Genomic DNA, 20,826 nt, shown 5'->3' on the forward strand with positions numbered 1-20,826 from the left:
GTTTGCGGCTCAGGCTGAGCCCCCTTGGATCGCTTCGTCGCTTCGCTCCTCGCGATGATGACGATCAAAGGCGAATGCGTCGTGACCGCGTCGCCCTCACCGCGCGCCGCGCCGGCGCCGCTCCTCCTCCGGCTCTGCGCCGCTGCGCTCGGCCGGCTCGCCGCGATCCGAGCCGCCATAGCCCAAAATCTCGACGGTGATGAGCGAGGGCGCGTCGGAGCCGTCATTGCCGGCGCGCGGCGTCTCCACCGCCTTGGCGCCCGCGCCCGCCTGATTGGAGCCCGCCGTCAGCGCGGCGACATTGGGCCCGGGCGGCGGCGGCTGCAGGCCGGACACATTGCCCTGCACCTGGATATTGTAGACATTGGCCACATGCTGAGCGACAATGTTGAGATTGCCGGCGACGCGAATGCCCGCCGCGCCCGCATCCACCGTGCCTCGCGGCACCGCCAGAGTCGCGTTGCTGCCATCCGGATCGAGCGAGGGAAGCGTCAATATCGCGCCTATGCCCGCGCCGGTCACGAGGCCCTGCGGATTGACCGCGCAATAGCCGCTGTAATAGGCGCAGACGAGCTGCAGCACCGGATTGGAGACGTAAGTCTTCGGCCCCGAGCCGGCGAGAATATCGCCATTGCCGCTGAAAATATTCACGTCGCCGCCCTGCAGCGTCATGATGCGGCTCTGATTCACCAGCACGCTCTGATCCGTGTAAATGCGGATCGTGCCGCCGCGCAGCGTCAGAATGCCTTCCTCATAAGGCTTCTTATTGTCGCGGCCGGCCGAGCCGACCTTTATGCCGCCGACCGGGCCGATGATGTTGATGTCGCCGCCGAGCTGCGTCTCGATCAGCGAGAAGGGCATTGTGAGCCGGCCGACGGCGGCGGGATCGGCGCCGCCGCTGCCGTCATTCGCATAGCCGAGGCCTTTGGGAAACAAGGTTCCGATCGCCTCATAGGCGCGCCCATATTTCGCGTAATAGGGGCTCGCCGGATTGCGGTAGTCGGTCGCGACCTGGGTAAGGAAATCGAGGAAGGCGCGATCGACGAGCAGCTGCTGGCGCGTCGGCGAGAGCCCCTGGAACGCCGCCCAGGCCTGATCCCGCGGCAGGCCGAGGACGCCGGCGATATCGGCGAGGAAATCGATGCCATTGGCGCCGGCGGAGGCCGGATCGACATAGGCCGAGATGGCCGAGGCGTAGTCGACGCCATTGGCGATTCCGTAGAGCACGTAAATGTCGGCGCCCTTGGCCGGGAGATAGCTTTTCAGAGGCACGGGTTGAGTAGTGTTAGGGATGAGCCCTCCGCCGCTGCCATTGCCGTAAGTGGAGACGTTAAAGCTCGTCGTGTTGACTTTTCTCCCGATGTTCCGCCCAGCCTCGAGCAGGAAAGCGCCGGGCCCGTAGAGACCATAGGTGGACCCGAAGACTCCACTAGTGGCGCTTACGATATCCCGGCCCGCTATGATGCTCGTCACATCCGACTCGTCGAGATTGACACCCGTGAAGTTGAGGGTCACATCCCGCCCGGCGATGATTTCCGCCGGCCGGTCGACGGTGAGGGCTCCCGTAACATCCTTGCCGGCGCTGACGAGCACGGGATCGCTGTTGGTCAGCGACTCCGGGGCCAGGCTGTAGGATGGCAGGCCGAGAGGGTTGATATAGGAAGTATTGCCCGTCAGCGGCGGCGCGTCGAGAGTGAGCGCCGCATTGATCGACCCCGCGGCGGCGAGAACGAGGCTTCCGACGCCATGGCCAGCGAGATCGGTCGGCAAGTCGAACATCGTCCCGCCGGCGTTCGTGATGTCGCCCTTCAGAGCGGCGATCTTCAGATTCGGCGGCAAGTAGGAGCCCGTGGCGCTCACATTTCCGCCGAGGCTGGTCAAGGACAGGCCGCTCTGCGGTCCATAGCTGGTGAAAGGCGTATCGCCGTACGACGTCGGATCGGACACCCTGAGCGTAACAGAGCCCGCCGCGACAATGTCGAAATAGGAATCCTGCGCGGCGAGCAGCAGCGGAAATGCGGTCGGATCCTTGGCGGCGGTGAGCGGATTGTCGGCGGTCTGCTGAATGGCGCCGCCGACCTCTATGCGCGCGCCGCCGCGCCCGACGAAAAACACGCTGGAGTTCAGATTGCCGCCGATCTGCGCGAGGAGATTGCCGCCGCCGTAATAAATGGCGTGCGGCGGATCGAAGACGTCGAATCCGCCGGCGACGGCGATCGCCTCCGGCAGAGCGACGGAAATATCGGTGACGTCCCGCCCCGCGCGCAACGTCATGGAGCCGCCGCCGAGCGCCCCAAAATTCTGAAAGAAAGTCGCATAATTGACATAGGCGGTCGACTGGCAGCCCGCCGGCAATCCGTAACAGCTAGAAAACGGCGTCGAATCCTTGTCCGACTGCATGACCGCGGCGTACCATGCGGTCCAAGGCGTGGACGTCGCCTGTGTCGTTTGCTCGAAGCCGATGATCGACTGGCCCGCCTCGATTGTGACGGAGCCGCCGCCCGCACCAAAGCCTCTCTGCCGCAGACGATTGCCATCCAAGCCGAACGAATTGGCGTAGACAAACGATTCCAACCCGTTGGGAGCACCCACATATTGCGTGAGATAGCCGCTGGTGTTGAAAAACCGATCGAAATTCTGCGGCCTGTAATCCGCCGGCGTCGCGGCGAGCGCGCCCGCCGTATAGACCGCGCCCTGGACCGTCGTGTCGGTGAATTCGACATTGCCCGCCGCCGTCAGACGGATCGACCCCGTGCCGGTGCGCACCAGCGTCGGAATGTAATGGGTCCTATATCGGATGAGTCCGCTGTCCGAGTATATACCCACATAGCTCGTGTGGCCATTGATAGTGATGCTGGAGGTCGGGCTCGTCGGCGAGACTGCGCCGGCGACCGGAACCACCGCGTCCGGATTGGCCGGCGCAATGGCGCCGAAGGCGGCGCCCGCGACGAAGTCATAGGAGAAGGAGCCGAGATTGCCCGGCCCGATCGACATAAGGCTCGCGGCCGAGGTGGTGTTCCATTCCGTCAGCCGAACCGTGGCGCCGTTGGGCGCGGTTCCGGTCGCGATCGCCGGATTATTGGCGATCAGATTTGCGACGAGCGCGTAAGAGTGCGATTGCCAGCCGCCGGAAAAAGTTTTGTAGAACGCCGACGCCGCTTCATAAAAACCGTCGGAGATCGTCGCGCGTATGTCGACATTGTTGACCGCGCGCAGGCTCAGCGCGCCGGGCTCGCCCGGATCGATCGGGCCCTTGGTGCGATAGGCCGGCGTGTAGCTCGTCAGCGGCGCGACGCCGGAGGCCACCGGCGCCGTCTGCACGCCGCCGAGATTCCAATTGCTCAGCACGCTGATATTGCCGCCATTGATCGCCTTCGACGGATTGACGAGGCTGATCTCCGGCCGCAGATGCAATTGCGAGGCGGCGAGCGCCGTCGCGGCCGTCTTGTCGATTTGCTTCGTCGCGTCGGCGAGGACGATCTGCCGCGCGCCGGAGAAATTCGCCGCAACCGCCGCCGCATTGCCATTGAAGGGATTCTGGACGAAGCTCACCAGCCTCTTCTGATAGAAATCGGCGTGCGCGTAATTGGTGTTGTCGACCGCGCCATTGACCGCGGTGAAGATCGCCCCCTGCGCGATGGAGCCGCCGGCGGCTTGGGCGGTATAGATGATATCGGCTCGGGTCGCGTCGGTGCTGCTGGTGAGCGTCTGCGTCCAGCCGGCGACGAGCGTTCCCGAGCTCGTGTACCAGCCGGCCGGATCGATGATTCCGTCGAAATGCCGGGAGAGTCCGGCCGTCGTCGGATCGGTCGCGCTCCATGTCGCATAGGCGTTCAACACGACGCCATTGCCCGTCGCGACGCCATCCATCCCGCTGGTGATCAGCGTGCCGGCGAAGCGCACGTTGAGATTATTATTGGTGAGCAGCGGCGCGCGCAAAGTCACCTGCCCGCCGACGCCGCCGGCGCCGCCGCGCACGTCGAATTGCGCGCCCGCCGCCACATCGATCCAGCCGGCGTCGGCGCTGTCGACATTCTGATAGCCGCAGCCAGAGCCGCCGCAGCCGGTCGTGCTCACCGTTCCATTGGCGCGCCCGGTCGTCCCGAGCGTGATCGTCCCGCCGTTAGGGACGAGCGCCTTCGTTCCCTTGGCGTAGCCCGGATCATTGGCCGCGGGCGCCACGAAGCGCGCGTCGAGCAGCGCAGTCGCGCCGATGGCGACGCCGCCTGTCGTCACGCCGCCGCTCTTCGTTCCCGAGCCATAGAGCGCGATCTTGCCGTCGACGCCGCTCGCGTCGATCGCGCCATCGACGATGACGCTGCCCTGATTGGCGACCAGCATCACCTCGCTCGAAACGAGCGTCTCGCCGGCCCCGATGACGAGATCGCCGGGCTGATTGAGCGTCACCGAGAAGCGCCGGCTGAAGCCGTTCCAGGGCAGCGTCCCCGCGAGCCGTCCGGTGTTCAGGATGAAATTGCCGCCGGTGTCCTTGAACGCGGCGGAGCCGTCGAGCGTCCCGCTCAGCGTCGTGGTTCCTGTGTCCGCCGTGGTGATATAGAGGCTGCCCGCATAGCCGGAGCCATATTCGTCCCGCGCGGCGGCGACGCTCACCTTCGCGCCGGAGCCGATCGAGACATTGCCGCTCAGCGCATTGAGCCGCACCGTTCCGCCGGGCGCATATTCTATGTCCGGGCCGAGCGCGACGCGCGAGCCGCCGGCGTTGACGAAAGCGCCCTCGCCGAGCGCGACATCGCCGCTCGTCGCATCGAGGATAAGCGTTCCCGACAGAGCGGTGAGCGTGGAGGAGACGGAGACGCTCGCGCCGCTCAGTGTCAGGCTGCCGCCCGTCTCATTGGCGACGACGGCCGTCGGCGCGCCGCTCGAGACGGTCGTCAGCGCGCCGCTCGCCGTGAAGGACTGCACGCTCGCTGCGGCGGCGATCATATTGGGCGTGGCGAAGGCGACATTGGCGACGCCGCCGGCGTTGACGGCCTGATAGGCGCCGGCGCCGGCGCCGGCGAAACGCACCGCATTGGCCGCCTTCACATCGATCCGCCCGAAGCCGCCGAAGGTGAACGCCCCTGCCCCCGCCGCGAAATTCTTGGCGAAAGTGATCGTGTCGCTCGCCGAGAGCGTCAGCGCGCCATTGGCGCCGGTGAGCGCATTGGCCGTGCTCGGCGCCGGCCTCGAGCTGGTGAGCACGATGTTCTTGGCGTTGACCGTCGTCGTTCCGCCCTCGCCATAGAGGCCGGAGCTGTCGAAGGTCAGCGTTCCGATCGGCTTGTCGGCGTCGCCGATGACAAGGCCGCTCGCATCGTAGAAATTGATCACGGAGACGCTGCGCAGCCTGACCGAGGTCGCGCCGGCGAAGCTGGCGATGACCTCACGGCTCAGCGCGAGGCCGGCGGATCCGCCGCCGACATTGACGACGCCGCCGCCGAGATCATAGGCCGAGGCGTTCAGCGCGACCTTGCCGGAAAGACGGCTGTCGCCGCTCGAATCGATGGTCAGCGCGGCGCCGCCGTTTATCGTCACGCCGACCGCCGTATCGGCCGAAACCAGCGTCGTCGTTCCCGGCGCCGTGCCGATGGCGATCTGCCCCGTCCCCGCATTGGCGGAGGCGCGCGTGAGATCGACCATGGAGCCGGTCGAGACGCGCAGCAGCGAGCCGTCGCCGGTGACGGAGATCGGCCGGTCGCCGCCCGCGGGGACGGTTCCGACAGCGGCGATGACGCTGCCGTCGTCCACAGTGATCCCCTTGCCGCCGGGTCTGGAGGCGAGAATGAGCTGCGGCGCGCTGAGCGGATGCGCCGCGTCGGTCTCGATCTCGACATCGGTGGCGAGGGCGGTAACGGCGAGAGCCCCTTTGCTGTCGACGCTGGAGCTGCCGCCGAGCAGCAGCGTCGTCGCGCCGGAATTGCTGAGCTGATCGGCGTCGAGCAGCAGATAGCCCGTGCTCGCCGCCGGCGCGGCCTGATCCTTGGCGAGGACGAGAATCTTGGCGGCGCTCACCGCCAATTGGCCATTGACGCCGGAGAGGCTCGGCGCGAGCGGGCTCGCGCCGCCGGCGAAATAATTCATGCTGGCGAGCGACAGCGTGCTGCGCGCCGCCAGAGTCAGCGCGCCGCCGTCGATCGGCAGGACCGGAATGGCCGAGCCGGCGGCGAGCGCGGCGTCGCGCAGGAAGGCCGAGCCGGAGGTGATGTCGATCTGCGAATATTTCGTCCAGCTCGACGCCGATTGCAGTCGGAACAGCATCGCCTGCGACGAGCGCGCGCCGGTGATGGAATTGGCGAAATAGCCGGTCACATAATTGGAGCCGTCCGCCGTGGTGTAATTCTGCGGATCGCCCGTCTTCACCGAGCTCGAGGCGACGACGACGCGATAGGCGCCCGGCAGGGTCGCATACAGGCCGGGCATGAGCGTGTATGCGCCCGCCGGAATCCCGTTGCCGCCGGTGAGATAGACCGCCGTTCCCGGCTGCGCGTTCAGCAGGCTCTGCCCGAACGGGCCTTCGGAGAAGGCGAATGCTGGATCATAGGCGGCGACCTTGGCGGAGGAGGCCGGGACCAGCGCGTAGACAGTGGCGCCGCTTCTGTCGGTCGTCAGCACATTGCGGCTGCCGCCCACGCCGGCGACGAATTCGCTGGCGTAGATGTCGCCGCCGCCTGAAAGATCGAGCGTCGCGCCGGCGCTCGTCGCGACATTGGCGCCGTTGAGCGTGACGGCCTTCGCCGGGGCCGCTGTGAGCAGATCGCCCTGGTATCCAGGGTTGTTGATGGAGGCGTTGTATCCGGCGTTGCCGACATACCATGCTTCGCCGTCGACCGTGAAGCCATAGGGCACGGCGGAGCCGGCGCCGGAGACGGAGGTGAGGCTGCCGGCGCCGAGCGTCACATTCTGCGTCGTCGCGGCGTTGCCGAGCACGATCTGTCCGAAGGGCGCCCAGAGCGTGCCGTTCTGGATGATGTTCACCGCATCGAGCGTGAGCGTTCCGCCGGCCGACAGAGGCTGGCTCGCGACGCCGGTCTGCTCTATGTCGATCGTTCCGGTCGCGCTGGTGGATTTGATCGTGAAGCGCGTCCCGCTGGTCGGATAGATTTCCGCCGCCGCCAGGGTGAGATCGCCCGCCACAGCAAGGCTGCCCGAATAACTGGAGGTCGTATTCGAACCAGCGTAGCCCATCAGCCGGATCGCGTCGGCGCTGGTCAAGGTCGCCGAGCCGACGTTCCGGAACGCGAAATCCGAGCCGCCGCTTACGCCGTTGTCAGGCTGACCGACATCGATCCATTTCGCCGTGAGGTTCAACACGCCGTCCGCGAGGGTGGCCCGGGCGTAGAATGGGTGGCCCTGTTGGAGCCAGATATAGCCGGCGGAAAGATCGACGCGAGAGCCGCCGATGGTCGGAACGCAGCCCGTTCCGCAGGACGCCGCTACATAGGTCGCGGGATTCGTCACCCCGCTCGGCAGCAAGCCATCACTCCCCGGCATGAGCGTGAGGGTTGGCGCGCCGAGGATCAGCGAGCCGGGCATATGAATCGACTGCGAGCCATTGAAGGCGATGGTTTGCGATCTTGCCTGAAGCGAGATCGAATCGAAGCCGCTGTTATTCAGCGTATCCGCTCCGATGAAGGCGATTTGGACATACTCGGCCAGCGGCGGCGTTTTCGCCGCCAGTTCCGCCGGCGTCAGCGGATAGCGGCCGTCCGACAAACTCGCGAGCGTCGCGCCGATCAACCCGTCGGGCTCGACGACGATCGAGCCGCCCGAGATCGTGAGCGAGCCGCCGCTCGCGAGCGGCGCGCCGCCATGCGCGCTGACCGTTCCGGCGAAATAGCTCGCGGTTGAAGGATTTATCCGCAGCGCGCCGCCGTTGCTCCAGACGTCCTGCCGGACGAGCTGCGGGCCCAGAGCGGAGCCGGCCGGGATTTCCACGGTGCCGGAGGCGCCGTCGAGCCGGAACAGCGAACCCGGCTCGGCGACGATCGTCCTGCCGGACAGCGAGATTGTCCCGGCGTCGATCGCGCTGCCGGTCTGATAGGCGGTGACGGTCGGGTCGGGCAGGAAGACGCCGCTCACATCGAGCACGGCGTCGCGCCCGACCCACACATCTTGAACGGCCGCCGGGGGGTCAGCAAACCCACTGGTGTTGTTCTGCAGGCTGATTGCTCCGCCCGGCGCCGTGATGCCGCCGAGAACCGTGACGGGGCCGTCGGCCGAAAGATTGATGGTCGCGCGCTTCGTCAGGCTCGCCTCGGCGACGATGCTGGCCCCTTCCTCGAGCAGCACGCCGGCCGTCGTGCTCGGCCCGGTCTTGCCGTATGGATAGCTTCTTTCCGCCAGAGTGAGGCTGACCGGATTGCGCAAGCCATAGGGCGCGAGCCCGACCGTCGCGAAATCGCGCGCGATCGCGCCGGTCGGCTGCGACAGGATCGAATCGTCGACAAGATAATTGGACTGCCGCAGCAGCACTTTCGTGCCGGCAGTCACCGTCGTGCTCCCATAGACGCTGGTCAGCACATAATTTGAGAAGCCATTGTCGGTGAAGAAGGAGGAGGGCAGGACGATCTCGCCGGCGCGTTCGCCGGAGGTGTAGGAGGCGATCGACGTCGCCTTGCCGTCGATGATGACAGTCGGCGCCTGTAGCGTGAAGGTTCCCCCGGCGCCGAAGCCGCCCGCGTAGATCGCGCCGTTCAGCTCCACTGTCGCCGCGGTCGGAGGTCCGCCATCGATCGGGCGCACGTTGCCGGCTACGAAGGTGTTAGCCCTAGGTGGAAGCTCGGGGATGAATTCCACCCAACGCCCATTGTACGTGACGAGCGAAAGGCTGCCGCCCTTACCCAGGGGAGAATTGTCTGCGCCGAGCTTCAGTTTGCCATTTACGCCGACATAGCCGCCACTCGACACGTCTATGACGCTGCCGGCCGATAAGATGATGTTGGCAGTTTCATCGACAATACCGGTCGGATAGCTACCTTGCGGGATTCTGTCTACGGGATGATAGTTGACGGTATTCGTGATGATGCTGACCGATCCTCCGTCGATGAAGGCGGAGCCTTGCAGTTCGTCCCCGACTGCTCCGGAATCATTGATCCAGAGCCCGCGCACATCGAGGACGGCCCTCGGCCCCAGCACGACGTCGGACGCATTCTGCGTTTTTCCGAACACATCGAAATAGCCGTCGAGCGTGATCTTGCCGCCCGGCGCGACGATCGAGCCGGCGATCGTCTCGACGCCCGCCAGGCTGACGCTGCCGCCCGGCGCCACAGACAATATCGCGCCCTCGGCCATGTTGACATGCTCGCGGGTCGGCGCGAAAGCCCCGTCGGGCTTGTCGGCGTGGGTCCCGATCTTGATCGATCCGAAACCCGTCTCCGACAGGCGGTCGGTGAGGAGAGGCACGGTCGCCGGCGGCGTCCAGCTCGTCGATCCGAATGTATAGGAGGCGAGGCCGTAAGGGTCGGCGCCGGCCTGCTCGCTCGTCTCGAGCAGGAAGCCGAATGGCAAGGGGGTCGAGAAGCGATCGAGCGTCAGCGAGGCGCCGGCCGGCAATTGCTCGAGCGAGGTTTGCGGCGTCGCGCCGCCGCCGATCGCATTGGCGCGCTGGCGAAGGCCGGCCACCGTGTCGCCGATGATCGTGCCATCCAGTAGCGGCAAAATCGAGATCGACAGAGAGCCGGCGCTGGCGCCGGCGATATAGCTCGATTCATAATGGCTGCGGTCGAGCAGCGGACTGGTGAACGTCTCGCTCGTCCCCGTGCGCGCATGGTCGACGGTGAAGCCCGCGGCGGAGGCGAGCCCCACATAGGCGATGGTCGGATCGGCCCTGCCTATGTCGTAGAAACGTCCGTCGGAGCCGATGAGCTGCGTCGTATTGACGGCGCCTCCGAGATAGGTGACGTAGCCGCCCGACAGATTGACGATCGAGCCCGGCCTCTGGATGAAATATTGGTCGGCGCCGCCCGAGACGGTGACCGAGCCGCCGGACGTCAGAATCTCGCCGATCGTCTTCGGGATCAGCCTGGCGTAGCCCGATGCGTCGACGATGGGCGAGCCGACCCAGGACAGGCCGTCCGCCCGCGTGCCGGTCAGGCGGGTGTCCACTGTAACCGTCTTGCCGACGAGCGCCGAGGAGAGCGGCGAATCAGCGATCTCATTGGGCGTGACCAAAAAACTTACGATGAATTTGGACAGCGGAACCTGCACCTCGGCGAGGCCCGAGACGTCGATCGTCGCGCCCGATTCCAGCACCGTCAGCCCGTTGAGCGACACCGCCGCGCTCGGCGCACGCAGCAGCGAGCCCGCCTGAAAATCGCTCTGCCCGGTGATGGTGATCTTTGGCTGGAGATCCGCCGTCGCCGTGCCGTAAGGCACAGTGTCCCCGCCGTCGTCCGGCAGGATGGCGGTGACGCTGTTCGGCCCGAAAACGACCGATGTTCGACCTGCGCTGCCGACCCCGGCTGCAACCGAGATCGAGGCCGGGCGATTGACGCTGGTCGTCGCCCCCAAAACGCCCGACTGAGTCACGGCGTCATAGGCTCCGATCGAGATCGCGCCGGCCTGCGCCCACGCCAGCCCGTCATTGGTCACGTTTCCGGCGGCGCCGAGCGACGGGCCTTTGATGCCGTAAATTCCAAAATTATCGGGATTTTCGGCGCTCCCCGAGGGGAAAACATGGTCGAGTGTATATACGGCGCTGGAGCCCGTCGCCGAACTGATCGGCGCGCTGAGCACCACCTGACCCTCGGCGGCGAGGATGATCTGTCCGTGCGGTGTCGTGATGGAGCCGGAATTGGTCACATTCGGGCCGAGCAGAGCCACATAGCCGCCGTCATCCGTCGAATTGAGTGACGTCACGATGGATGCGCCGCGCTCGACCACGATCGCCCCGCCGCCCTGCGCGGTTGAAAGCGTTTGGTTGCCCATCGAGAATTTGGCCGAATTGCCGATGACGCCGTCGAGGCTCGCGATGCCGAAGAGCCCCTGGCCCCTGCCCGTGCCGACGAAATTGGCGTTGGCCGTCGCTTCGTTCGGCGGCACATAGGCCGTCACGCTTTTCCCATCGACGCTGAGCGGCACGGGCGTATAGGCCGCGCTGTTGGCGTTGAATACGCTCGACGCCCGCGTCGCGTCTATGTCGAGCGAGGAGGCGATCAGCGAATGCGTGTTGATTTGCGCGCCGGCGCCGAAAATAATTCCGTTGGGATTGATGAGCAGCACAGTGCCGTCGGCCTTGATCTGGCCGAGGATGCGGCTCGGCGAGCCGGTCGCGTCGATGCGGTTGAGCGCGACCCAGCTCGGATTGCCCTGCTGGTCGTAGACCACCGTCGTATTGGGCGAGACATTGTAATAGAGCCAGGTCATCACCGCTTGCGGCGCGGTCTGTTTTATCGTGACCGTGGTCCGGCCATCGCTCGACGACTGCGTCGGCAGATCGGCGTTGATCCAGAGATTAGGCGTCGCCGAGACGCGCGGATCGACCACGAGGCCCGGCAGCTTGCCGGCGCCGCCTAGGCTCAGGCCGTCGGCGATATTGCTGGCCGCGCCGGCGGCGGCGGCGCGCGCGGCCGCCTGCACGGCTTGCATGGATTGGAGCGCCTGCGTCGCCCGCACCAGGGAGTCCTGGCTCTGCTTGGCGATCTTCGCCGCCTGCTCGGCGATGCTCGTGGCGGAATTGACCGCCGCCGTCGCCGGCGCCGGCGTCGAGCCGCCCGTCAGCGGACGCGCCTGCGGGCCGTGACCCGCGATCAGCGCCAGAGCGATCACGCTCGCGCCCGCCAGCAACCGAGCGCGTGAGAGAGGAGCACGCCCGTTTCCGCCGATCGTCGCCGCTTTGGTTCGATGGCGCCGAGCCGAGATCGTTTCGCGAATCCGACGGGAGGCGGGAGCAAGATCGCTGGTCATGTGATTGCCTATTCGTCTCGAAAGCTCGACATCAATTCAGTTCGGACTCGCATATCAGTTCGGGCTTGCGGCGCTCGCCGGAAGGTCGCGATCCGGCAGCGGCGCCGATCCCACGGCCTCGCCCTCGCGGCGCAGCCCCTCGCGCAGATAGGCGATCAGCTCCTGCGCCAACCGGTCCCATATCTCGATCTGCGCGCGCAAATAGTCGCGGCTCACTCCGCCCGCGATCGATATGTCCATACTGAGCGCTAGAAACGCGCCCGTGAGATGCAGCCGCGAGAAGCGTCGCGTCGCATTCCACCCATTGACGACTTCCGCGCGCAATTCGCCCTGAACTTGGAGGACGGCGACGAAAACAAAGTCCAAGAAGCGCGCCTCGGCCTCCATCGCGGATGGATTTCCCGCGCGTATGTCGAATGAGAGCCCGCTCGTCGCGGACCGCAGGTAAGGGACGTCCGCGACCGGATCCATCGCAGATACGACGCGATAGCCGGCTTGCTGCAGCAGCTCGCGCAGCTCGTCGAGCGTCAAAGCCGAGACCAGGGATTCTGACATATGGACGCTCGAAGGTTCAATGTTTGAGAGCGCCGTCGAGCAGATTCGACAGCGCGATTTCGTTGATGACCGGCGGATGCTGCTTCAGCAGCTCGGCGACATAGGCGCGGCGCAGCAAGTTCGATCGCTCCATGCGCATCTGCTGCGCGAGCGGCTCGCGCGCCTCCGCGAGCGAGCGCGTGTAGGAGGCCTTCGTATCGAGCAGCTTCACGAGGTGCCACCCGTCGTCGAGACGGATCGGCTCGCTGACCGCGCCCTTGCCGAGCCCCATCACCTGCGTTCGGATTTCCGGGCGGATCTGGCCTTCGGATATCCATCCGAGCTCGCCATTGTCCTTGGCGTCCGTCTCCGCGCGCGCGATCGCCGCGAAATCCGCGCCCGCCGTCTTCAGCTTGCGCTGAACCTCCTCGAGCTTCCTTTTGGCCTTTTCCTCCGCGACGCGATCCGCGTCCTTCGGGGCGGCTATGAAGATATGCCCGACCTGAAACTGCCGGGGCACGACGAACAGGCTGCGATTGCCGTCATAGGTTTTTTGTAGCTCCTCGTCGCTCGGATAGCCCGCCGGCGGCGCCGACACAGACTGCAGATAGAGCTCCACGAGCGCGCGATCGCGCGTCTGCTGAAGCTGAGCCGCGACGCTCGGCGACTGATCCCATTTCTTTGCGAGCGCTTCGTCCAGAACGAGACGCTCACCGAGAATGGCGCGTACGAGCTGGCCGAACAGCGCCGGCTCCTTGGCGAAAGCCGCCTGCTCGCGCGGTCCCAGAGCGTCGATATAGGCGCGCAGCTCGCGCGCCGTGATCTCGGTCGATCCCAGATGCGCGACCACCTCTTCCGCCGGCTTGGCGCTCGCGCCGCTCTGCGCGCGTACAGCCGGCGCGACGGGCGCCGGCTTGGGTTTGAACTGCGCGGGCGCTGCGCTCGTTTGCGAAGGCGTCTGCGCGCCGACCATCGGCGTCGCGACGAGCGCGCCGGCTGCGACCATACTGACGAAAATTGCGGTCCGGGCGATGTCGATGCTCATGGCGTCACCTTCTGATCGAGAATCTTGTCCTTGTAATCCTGCAGTAGATTTTGAATTTCGACGCGGCGCGCGCCGAGCAGCGGCTCACTCGCCAGTGTCGCATCCACGAAATTCGCGCCCTCATATCGAGCCAGCAGTTCGCGGCCGACTTTGACGAGCTCATTGTTGCGGATGACGCAGTTCTTGGCGCTCGCCTTGAGGGCGTTCGCGAGACCCTCGACTTTGGCGCGCTCGGCCTCTTTGCCGCGGGCGACATCGGCGGCCTCCTCATAGGCGGTCCGCCATTTCTCCAGAGTCTGATCGTGCTCCTCGATGCTCCTCTTATACTGCTCGATCGCTTCGCGATAATCCTTTGTGACCCTGGTCAGATCCGCCTTCGTCGCTTCGAGCCTCTCCTTGAGAGCCTTTTGCGCGTTTTCGACCTCGGTCAGCTTGGCTTGCAGAGAGGCGCGCTGGTCCTCGAGCGCCCGAGTCTGCGTGATCGCGCCGCGCAATGCTTCTCTCAACCGATCAGCTTCTGCATCGGCCCGCGCGATGGGCGCCGACAGCGACAATGCGATCGACGGCAGGACAGCGAGTGAACGGAAACGCATGATCAGAACTTTCCGTTGAGATCGACATGCAATACATCGACCGCATAAGGCGAGCCGGCGATGTTATTGGCGCTCATCCAGCGCATACCGAGCCAGACATTTTCGCCGACGCCGAGATTGCCGCCGAGAAAATAGCCTTTGAGATTCGTCCCGCCCAGGCCGAAATCAGAGTCGACGAATGCGTCGATCATCGCGTCGGATTGCAGATATTTGTAGCCGCCGAACACGCTCCAATCCCACAAGTGCCGGATTTGCTTATGGCCGACGGTCGCCTGGGCGAGATAGCCTCTGGCGCCGCCATTGTACGGTCCGACGCTGCCGTCCACCGTTCCCTTCAGATTGTTGACGGCGAGAGCCGCGATGGAACCACGGTCGAACGCCGTATTCACGATATACTCGCCATTCAAAACGATGTGAGCCGGATGAAAGCTCCCTATGTCGATCTCGCCGCTCGCGACAACGGGACGGAACTGCGCCGCCAAGCCGAGATACTGATATTGGCTCGTCGTTCCGTAGCTGTTGTAGGTATCCGCGATGATGTTGCGCAGAGCGAAATAGGTGTTTCCTCGCTGCGCAAATGACGGCCTCGTCAGATCGGTGTCGCACACGTCCGAAGCGCTGACGACGATGCAAGGAGACGATTGCCGCCCTTTAACATTGGTGAAATCGTAATAGGCCACGGCAAAGCGCGCCGAATAATCCTCGTCGATCTTGGCCGCGAGGCCGACCTGCCCGGCGAAAAGCCATTTGTCGTAGCTGCGGAGCTTGGTCGGAGGGCCGTAATCATAGGCGGGAAGATTGATGCCCGCATTCAGATCGGTGTTGAAGATCGGAAAGGCCCCGCCGGCGACGAAGGGTGTCACTCCCTCGACGATCTCATAGCGGCCCTGCGCAGCAAAGCCGTCGAATCCGATGTCCCTGTACCAGACGAGATCGGTAGGAGACCAGAAAGGATTGTCCATTCTCCCGACGGTGATCGAAACCTCTTCGCGCGGTTGATATTTCATGTAAGCGCGATCGATCCACAGTGAATATTTCGAGAAATTTCCGCCATTGAGGCCGAATGTCTGATTCTGCGACACTGGCGAATTGTTCTCGCCGCCCGCAATACGTAGACCCGCCGTGAAGCCATCGGAGAGATCGGCGACCATTCCGAGACGGCCTCGAAATCGGAACTGGCTGCGCTCCTCGGTCACGTTCAGCGTCGGAGGATGGTACGGATTCGCCGCGCTCACGTCATATGGCGAGCCGGTGTTGATAGCATTGAAATTGACCGCCCCGCCCTGATCGTTTCCGGTCGGATAATAGATGCCGCGATAACGCAGCCGCATGTCGCCGTAGAAACGAATGCGCGACGCCCATTCCGGAAATTTGCCGGGCGACGCCCAATTCTCCTTTTCCGCCTGCGCCATCACTTCCCTTTTTAGGTCCTCGCGCAATTGGCGCTTCACGATCTCCGGCACATAGGTCACATGCTTCGCGCCCGCGGGGGTCGCAGTCGCGGCGACCGTGATCGCCGCCTTGGCCGCCTCTCCCGCTTTGGCCGTCGCGTCCTTCGTCGCCTGCTGCTGGATATAGGCCTCGTCCTCCGCCTGCTTGATCAGCGAATGGGCCTGCTCCTCCGTCAACACGCCTTGTGCGACGAGAAGATTGACCAGATTGACGGTCGCATTGGGCGAAGTCCGCCGCCCATGCGATAGCGCGGGCCGCTTGGATTCTGGATTTTTCCCTTCCTTCGGCACGCCGCCGTCGGCGTCCTGCGCCAAGGCCGGCGCGACGAAAGTGAAGGCGAATAGCGACGCGGCGAGCGGCAGCGAGCGACGGCGCGCAACTGGCATTTTCTCGAACATCGAATGTCTCAGTCCTCTCCAGAGCCCGAGCGATGGGACTCGTCCACGTACGACCTCAACCCGGCCGACGCGCGATGACGCGCGTGACCATGGGCATCGGCATGTCCTTGGGCGGCGGCTCCCTCAGAACGAGACCGCCGAGCACTTCGTTTCGTATGGCGGCGTCGAGCTCGGCGTCGCCGGTGGACGAGGCGAGAGCGACTTGCGTCACGCGGCCGGAGCCGTCGATCCACAGCCTGATTCCGACCCGCATGGCCGCTTTGCGCGTGCGCCGATTTGCGCGCAACGCCGACTCGATCTGCGTTTGCGCCATCGATGTATATCTGCCGAAACGGCTGCCGCCCCCACCGCCGCCATAGGGAGAGCCACCGGGCTTGCTACCGAGTCCGAATCCGTCGCCGGGGCCGGTCGCTTTCGCGTCCAGCGCGAGCGGACCCGGCGGCGGCTCATCCGTCTTGGTGTCCTTGATCGACTCTCGCACCGGATCGTCGAGCGGCTTTTCTTCCTGAAACTCCGGCTGATCCATCCGCTGCTGCTCGATCATTTTCTGCTCGGGCGGAGGCGGCGGGGGCGGAGGCGGCGGGGGCAACGCAACGATTGCGAGTTCTTGAACCCGTCGCACCGGAGGTCGATCGTCATGTCCAGAAAAAAACGCGAAGCCGCCGATGACGAGCAGCGTCCCGCCGCTGATCGCCAGCGCATTTCGGCGGAGGCGACGGGCGTCGTTCCGTTCTGCGTCGCCCTCTCGAAGCATCCGTTGCTCATTCCGACGGCTCATCTGCGCCTCCGAATATTTCGACCGAGCGCCGATGCGGCGCGCGCCTCACTTCACGAGCGGCTTTGTGGCGAGGCCGACTTGGGCGACGCCGATACGCGACAAGAGATCGAGAACATCGACAATGCTCTGATATTGCGCCTGCGCATCCCCGCGTATGACGACTGGAAATTCCGGCGTCAGCGCTTTTTGCTGCAGCAGCCTCTGCTCCAGCTCCGCGAGCGTCACCGGGACCGTGTCGAGAGCGATCTTCCCGTCATTGGCGATGGTGATCGCCTTCGTCGTCTGTGTGGCGAGGCTCGGCGCCGCAGACGCCTTCGGTAGATTCACCTTCTGCCCCTGCACTGTCGCCGTCGTCATGATGATGAAGATGATCAGCAGCACATAGGCGAGATCGAGCATCGGTGTGATGTTGATATCGTCATAGGGCTTTGCTTCGTCCTGAACTTTCATCGCGCACGCTCCCCGACCGCACGGCGCTCGCTCGTTTCGCCGACCTCGGCGTAGGACTCGGCCATCTTCGTCACGAACTCGTCGACGAAGACATGGATGTCGCTGGTAAGATCCTTGATGCGGGAGATGAGATAATTGTATCCGAACAGAGCCGGGATCGCGACGCCGAGGCCCGCCACAGTCGCGACCAGAGCGGCGGCGATTCCCGGAGCGATCGCGTTGACATTGACGTCGCCGCTCGTGGCGATCGCCGCGAAGGTGATCATCACGCCGACCACAGTGCCGAGCAGCCCCAGGAAGGGACCTCCGGAAATGGCGATGGTCAACACGACCATCAACTGATTGAGCTTTTGCGTCTCCTTGACGACGCCGCTGTCGAGCGCCGCCCGTATCGCCGCGATGGATGGGCCGGAAAGCGCGGTCGGGCGCCCGCCATTGGCGGCGAAGCGGTGACGAATCTCCGAAGCCCCGATGTGATAGATCCGGTAGAGCGACGAAGGGCGCATCGCCTCCGCCTGCTCCGCGCTGATACGGCCGCCGAATGTCGAGATGCGGTCGTCGTCGTGGTCGAGCGCCGTGAGATCCGTCGCAATGTCGCGAAAGCTATCCATGAAGCGTTCGTTCGCGCGCGCCTGTCGGTTGAGATAGGTAGCGCGATCGATCATCACGACCCAACTGATCACCGCCATGATCGTCAACAGCCCGATGACCACCCAACCGTCGAATGTCACCGATTTGAGGATCACCGCCAGATAGCCGGAGAGCCAGCTCGCCGTCTCCTCGTCCACGCTGAAGGATACGAGCTTCGTATGATCGGGCCCCTGCCCGATGGCGGCGAATTTGATGAATCCCGGCGGACGCGCGACATTGGAAATCTGCAATTCGTCGAGATCGCCGACGAAGCCCGCGAACCCGCCAGGCGCGGCGCCGTCCGCGCTCGCCTCTCCGCCGATCGTAGCGGCCGACTTCAACCCGGGCAGCGCCGCGTCGAGCGTCGAATAGGGGGCGCCGTCCACATAGAGAACGACCCGTCCGCCCGCCGCCGTGACGGCGAGATGGCGCCAGCTGTTGGGCGCGATGGGACCGCCGGCGGCGCTGCGCTGGACGACGCCTCCATTGGTCACCTCGACGAAGGGCGCGCCATTGTCCAGCCCGATGACGAGAGCCTCGGCGCTGTCGCGGCGGCTGTATAAAGCGACATTGGACGCGAGCGCGGCCGGCTTGACCCAGGCGGAAAAGGTGAAGGCTCCTGCGGAAGGAAGCGCGAGCGACGACGAAGCAGGTAGAGCGAGCGGCGCACGCCCGTCGAGGCGCAATCCCGTCCCGATGATCGCTCCGTCGGCCGCCTGGCCGACGCTGGTCGAATTATTGCCCCACATCGACGAATCGACGGCCGGCGCCCCGCGTTCGTTGAAGTGATAGACGAGGAGGGTCTCCGGGTCGTATGTGCCTTTCGGATCGGCGACCGAGCCGAACTTCTTTTCTCCGTAATAGAGCCAAAAGTCGGTCTTCCCGCCGGCCTGAACATTCGGCACGGCGACCCAGATCAACGCCTCTCCGAGAGCGAAATCGAATTTCTCGACGTGATGCTTGAGTGGCGTCTTGTCGTCGCCGGCGACGAAACGCAGGTCGCCGCCGTCCTCCTTCGCCGAGGAAAAGCGGAAATTGCCGACATGCAGCCGGACCAGAACCGACGTCGCGCCGATCGGATCGGTGATGTTCGCGCCGGTCGCGCTCGCGTCGATCGTGATCTTCTTACGAAGCTGCCAGTCTTCGTTCCACCATGCGGAGGCGGAGGACGACGCCGCGGTCAGCGCGACAAACGCGCCGAAAAGCAGACGCGCCGATCGACGCGCGAGGCCGAAACGTCGCGCCCCGCGTCGACAAATGTCGGTTACAGTCATCGTCATCAGAATTCACCCCAGACACGGAAGTTCACGCGCGGCTCTTTGGCTCGCGTATAGGTTTGATCGACCATTGGCGTCGAATAGACGAGCAGCCCGTTCACATGGTCGAACATTTTGAGGCGCGCTCCGAAGCCGAAGCTCCAGAGATCGAAATGCGCCTGTTCTTCAGCTGCGGGGTAACGAACCTCCGCGACGCCCTTGTCGAAGAATCCGAACAGCCGCCCTTCGTTGAAAATCAGCGGCGGCGTCTCGTCGCCCGCCTCGCGCTTGATCGCGTCCTGCAGCATTCCGCCCATGTCGGGGCTACGCAGCTCAACGTTCACGACGAGCCCGTTGTCGCCGAGAACCTCCGATTCGAGATAGCCCCGGACATTGTCCAGGCCCGCGACGGAGATTTGTTCGCTCGACACCAACGGTCCATCCGCGATCTGTCCCACGAATCTGCCATAGGCTTGAAAGCCGAGCGGCAGCTCCTGAAGATGCGACAGGTCGAGATTGAAATGCGCGAACCGTCCAGACGAGTAGCTGCGCTTGTGGTCGAACGACGTCTCGTCGCTGCTCGGCGGGCGAAGGTCGAAAGTGAGAGAGGCGTTGACCTGCGTCGTGAAATTTTCCGTCTGATACGCGCCGCCGTAGTTCGCCACGAAAGGAAAATAGCGGATCGGCGATGAGTAGAGGGTACTGTCCGCCAGCACTCTTTCGCGATAGTGTTTGTAGTCGAGCCCGACCGACAGGGAGTGGTAGAAATTTTCGGCCGGGGGGAGCGATATCACCGCCCGCGCCCCGACTGTCTCGCCCGGTCCGACGACATTCACTCCGCCGACCGTCGCGACGTCGCTCGTCGATTTCAGGCCCGAGACGAGAATGGCCACGCCATCGACATCGGGAATGCGCGCGAGATAGGAGCCCGAGAAGACCTCCATATCCGCTCGTCGGCCTGGAGCCACCTGATAGGCGAAGCTCAGCGAATGGCCGAGTTGCCAGAGGTTTTCGTAGCGCACCGTTCCCGTTGCGCGCAGAGCCGTCGTGTTGGGCGAACGGCGATTGTCCAGCCCCGCGCTCACGTGAAACGGAAGCGTATCGTCGACGTTGAGGTCGACGTCCACCGTGCCGGGCGCGACACCCGCGCGAAGCGCCGGCGTGACACGTCGGTCGGGCCATTGATTGAGCGCGACGATGTCCTTCGTCACCTCCGCCAAATTCGGCACGGTCCCTTCCCTCAGGGACGGCGCTCTTTCCTTGATCTTGTCGATATCGAAGAAGCGCGCGTTCTTCACGCGCAAACGGCTGACCTTCATTTCCACGACCCTGAGGACCACGACGCCGGACTGAGCGCTCTGTGTCGGAACGCTTACCGCGACGGTCTGAAAGCCTTTGTCGTGATAGGCCTTCTCCAACGCCGCACGGGCTTTTTCGACATCCTCGGCGGTGCGGCGAGGCCCCAGAAATGGATAGATCGCCTCCTCGACCTCCACTTGCGAAAGTTTGTCGGCGCCTTCGACCGCGAAATCGTCGATGTCGAACCGCGTCGGAGGCGTTTGCTTGGCTTGCGCAGGCGCAGACCCTGTTTCGATCCCCGAAGTCGCGGCGGCCTTGCCGCCGTCGCCGCCCGGCGCCGAGAAAGCGGCGCTGTCGGGAAGGAAGATGAAGAGAGCGGCGATGACGGCAAGAGTTCCAACTGTGGAACGAGTCTCATCGTCACAGCCAGATTTGAGTATGCCGTGCGCTTGGCGCCTCGACCAATTCATCAGTCCCTCTCGCGCGT

9 protein-coding genes are annotated in these 20,826 nt (G+C 64.6%); all 9 read right to left on the reverse strand.

Features of this window, described 5'->3' with window-relative positions; genetic code table 11:
* Nucleotides 1-96: 96 nt before the first annotated feature.
* Entirely contained in the window at nucleotides 97-11,766 is an 11,670-nt protein-coding gene (locus tag Mspo_RS10845; protein WP_159729612.1) for a filamentous haemagglutinin family protein, read from the reverse strand.
* A 192-nt stretch (nucleotides 11,767-11,958) separates the two neighbouring features.
* Nucleotides 11,959-12,459: a YbjN domain-containing protein gene (locus Mspo_RS10850; protein ID WP_159729614.1), complete on the reverse strand. Its 501-nt coding sequence runs from the start codon at nucleotides 12,457-12,459 to the stop codon at nucleotides 11,959-11,961.
* 16 nt (nucleotides 12,460-12,475) lie between these two features.
* Nucleotides 12,476-13,483 (reverse strand): peptidylprolyl isomerase, encoded by a 1,008-nt coding sequence (locus Mspo_RS10855; protein ID WP_159729616.1) that lies wholly within the window; start codon nucleotides 13,481-13,483, stop codon nucleotides 12,476-12,478.
* Nucleotides 13,480-14,076 carry a hypothetical protein gene (locus Mspo_RS10860; protein WP_159729618.1) on the reverse strand — a complete coding sequence of 199 codons (597 nt, stop codon included), beginning with the start codon at nucleotides 14,074-14,076 and terminating at the stop codon, nucleotides 13,480-13,482. Before Mspo_RS10860 ends, Mspo_RS10855 begins: the two co-directional genes overlap by 4 nt.
* Before the next feature lie 2 nt (nucleotides 14,077-14,078).
* On the reverse strand, nucleotides 14,079-15,926 hold the full coding sequence (locus Mspo_RS10865; RefSeq protein WP_159729620.1) for a putative porin: 1,848 nt from the start codon (nucleotides 15,924-15,926) through the stop codon (nucleotides 14,079-14,081).
* Nucleotides 15,927-15,981: 55 nt separating this feature from the next.
* Nucleotides 15,982-16,470: a TonB family protein gene (locus Mspo_RS10870; protein ID WP_306344962.1), complete on the reverse strand. Its 489-nt coding sequence runs from the start codon at nucleotides 16,468-16,470 to the stop codon at nucleotides 15,982-15,984.
* 279 nt (nucleotides 16,471-16,749) lie between these two features.
* The gene (locus Mspo_RS10875; RefSeq protein WP_159729624.1) at nucleotides 16,750-17,154 is read right to left on the reverse strand and encodes a biopolymer transporter ExbD; all 405 of its coding nucleotides are present in this window, start codon (nucleotides 17,152-17,154) and stop codon (nucleotides 16,750-16,752) included.
* The gene (locus Mspo_RS10880; protein WP_159729626.1) at nucleotides 17,151-19,064 is read right to left on the reverse strand and encodes a DUF2341 domain-containing protein; all 1,914 of its coding nucleotides are present in this window, start codon (nucleotides 19,062-19,064) and stop codon (nucleotides 17,151-17,153) included. The genes Mspo_RS10875 and Mspo_RS10880 overlap by 4 nt, the downstream gene beginning before the upstream one ends.
* Nucleotides 19,064-20,809: a ShlB/FhaC/HecB family hemolysin secretion/activation protein gene (locus Mspo_RS10885; protein WP_159729628.1), complete on the reverse strand. Its 1,746-nt coding sequence runs from the start codon at nucleotides 20,807-20,809 to the stop codon at nucleotides 19,064-19,066. Before Mspo_RS10885 ends, Mspo_RS10880 begins: the two co-directional genes overlap by 1 nt.
* Between the last annotated feature and the right edge of the window lie 17 nt (nucleotides 20,810-20,826).

The organism is Methylosinus sp. Ce-a6, assembly GCF_009811655.1.
Classification (GTDB): Bacteria; Pseudomonadota; Alphaproteobacteria; order Rhizobiales; family Beijerinckiaceae; genus Methylosinus.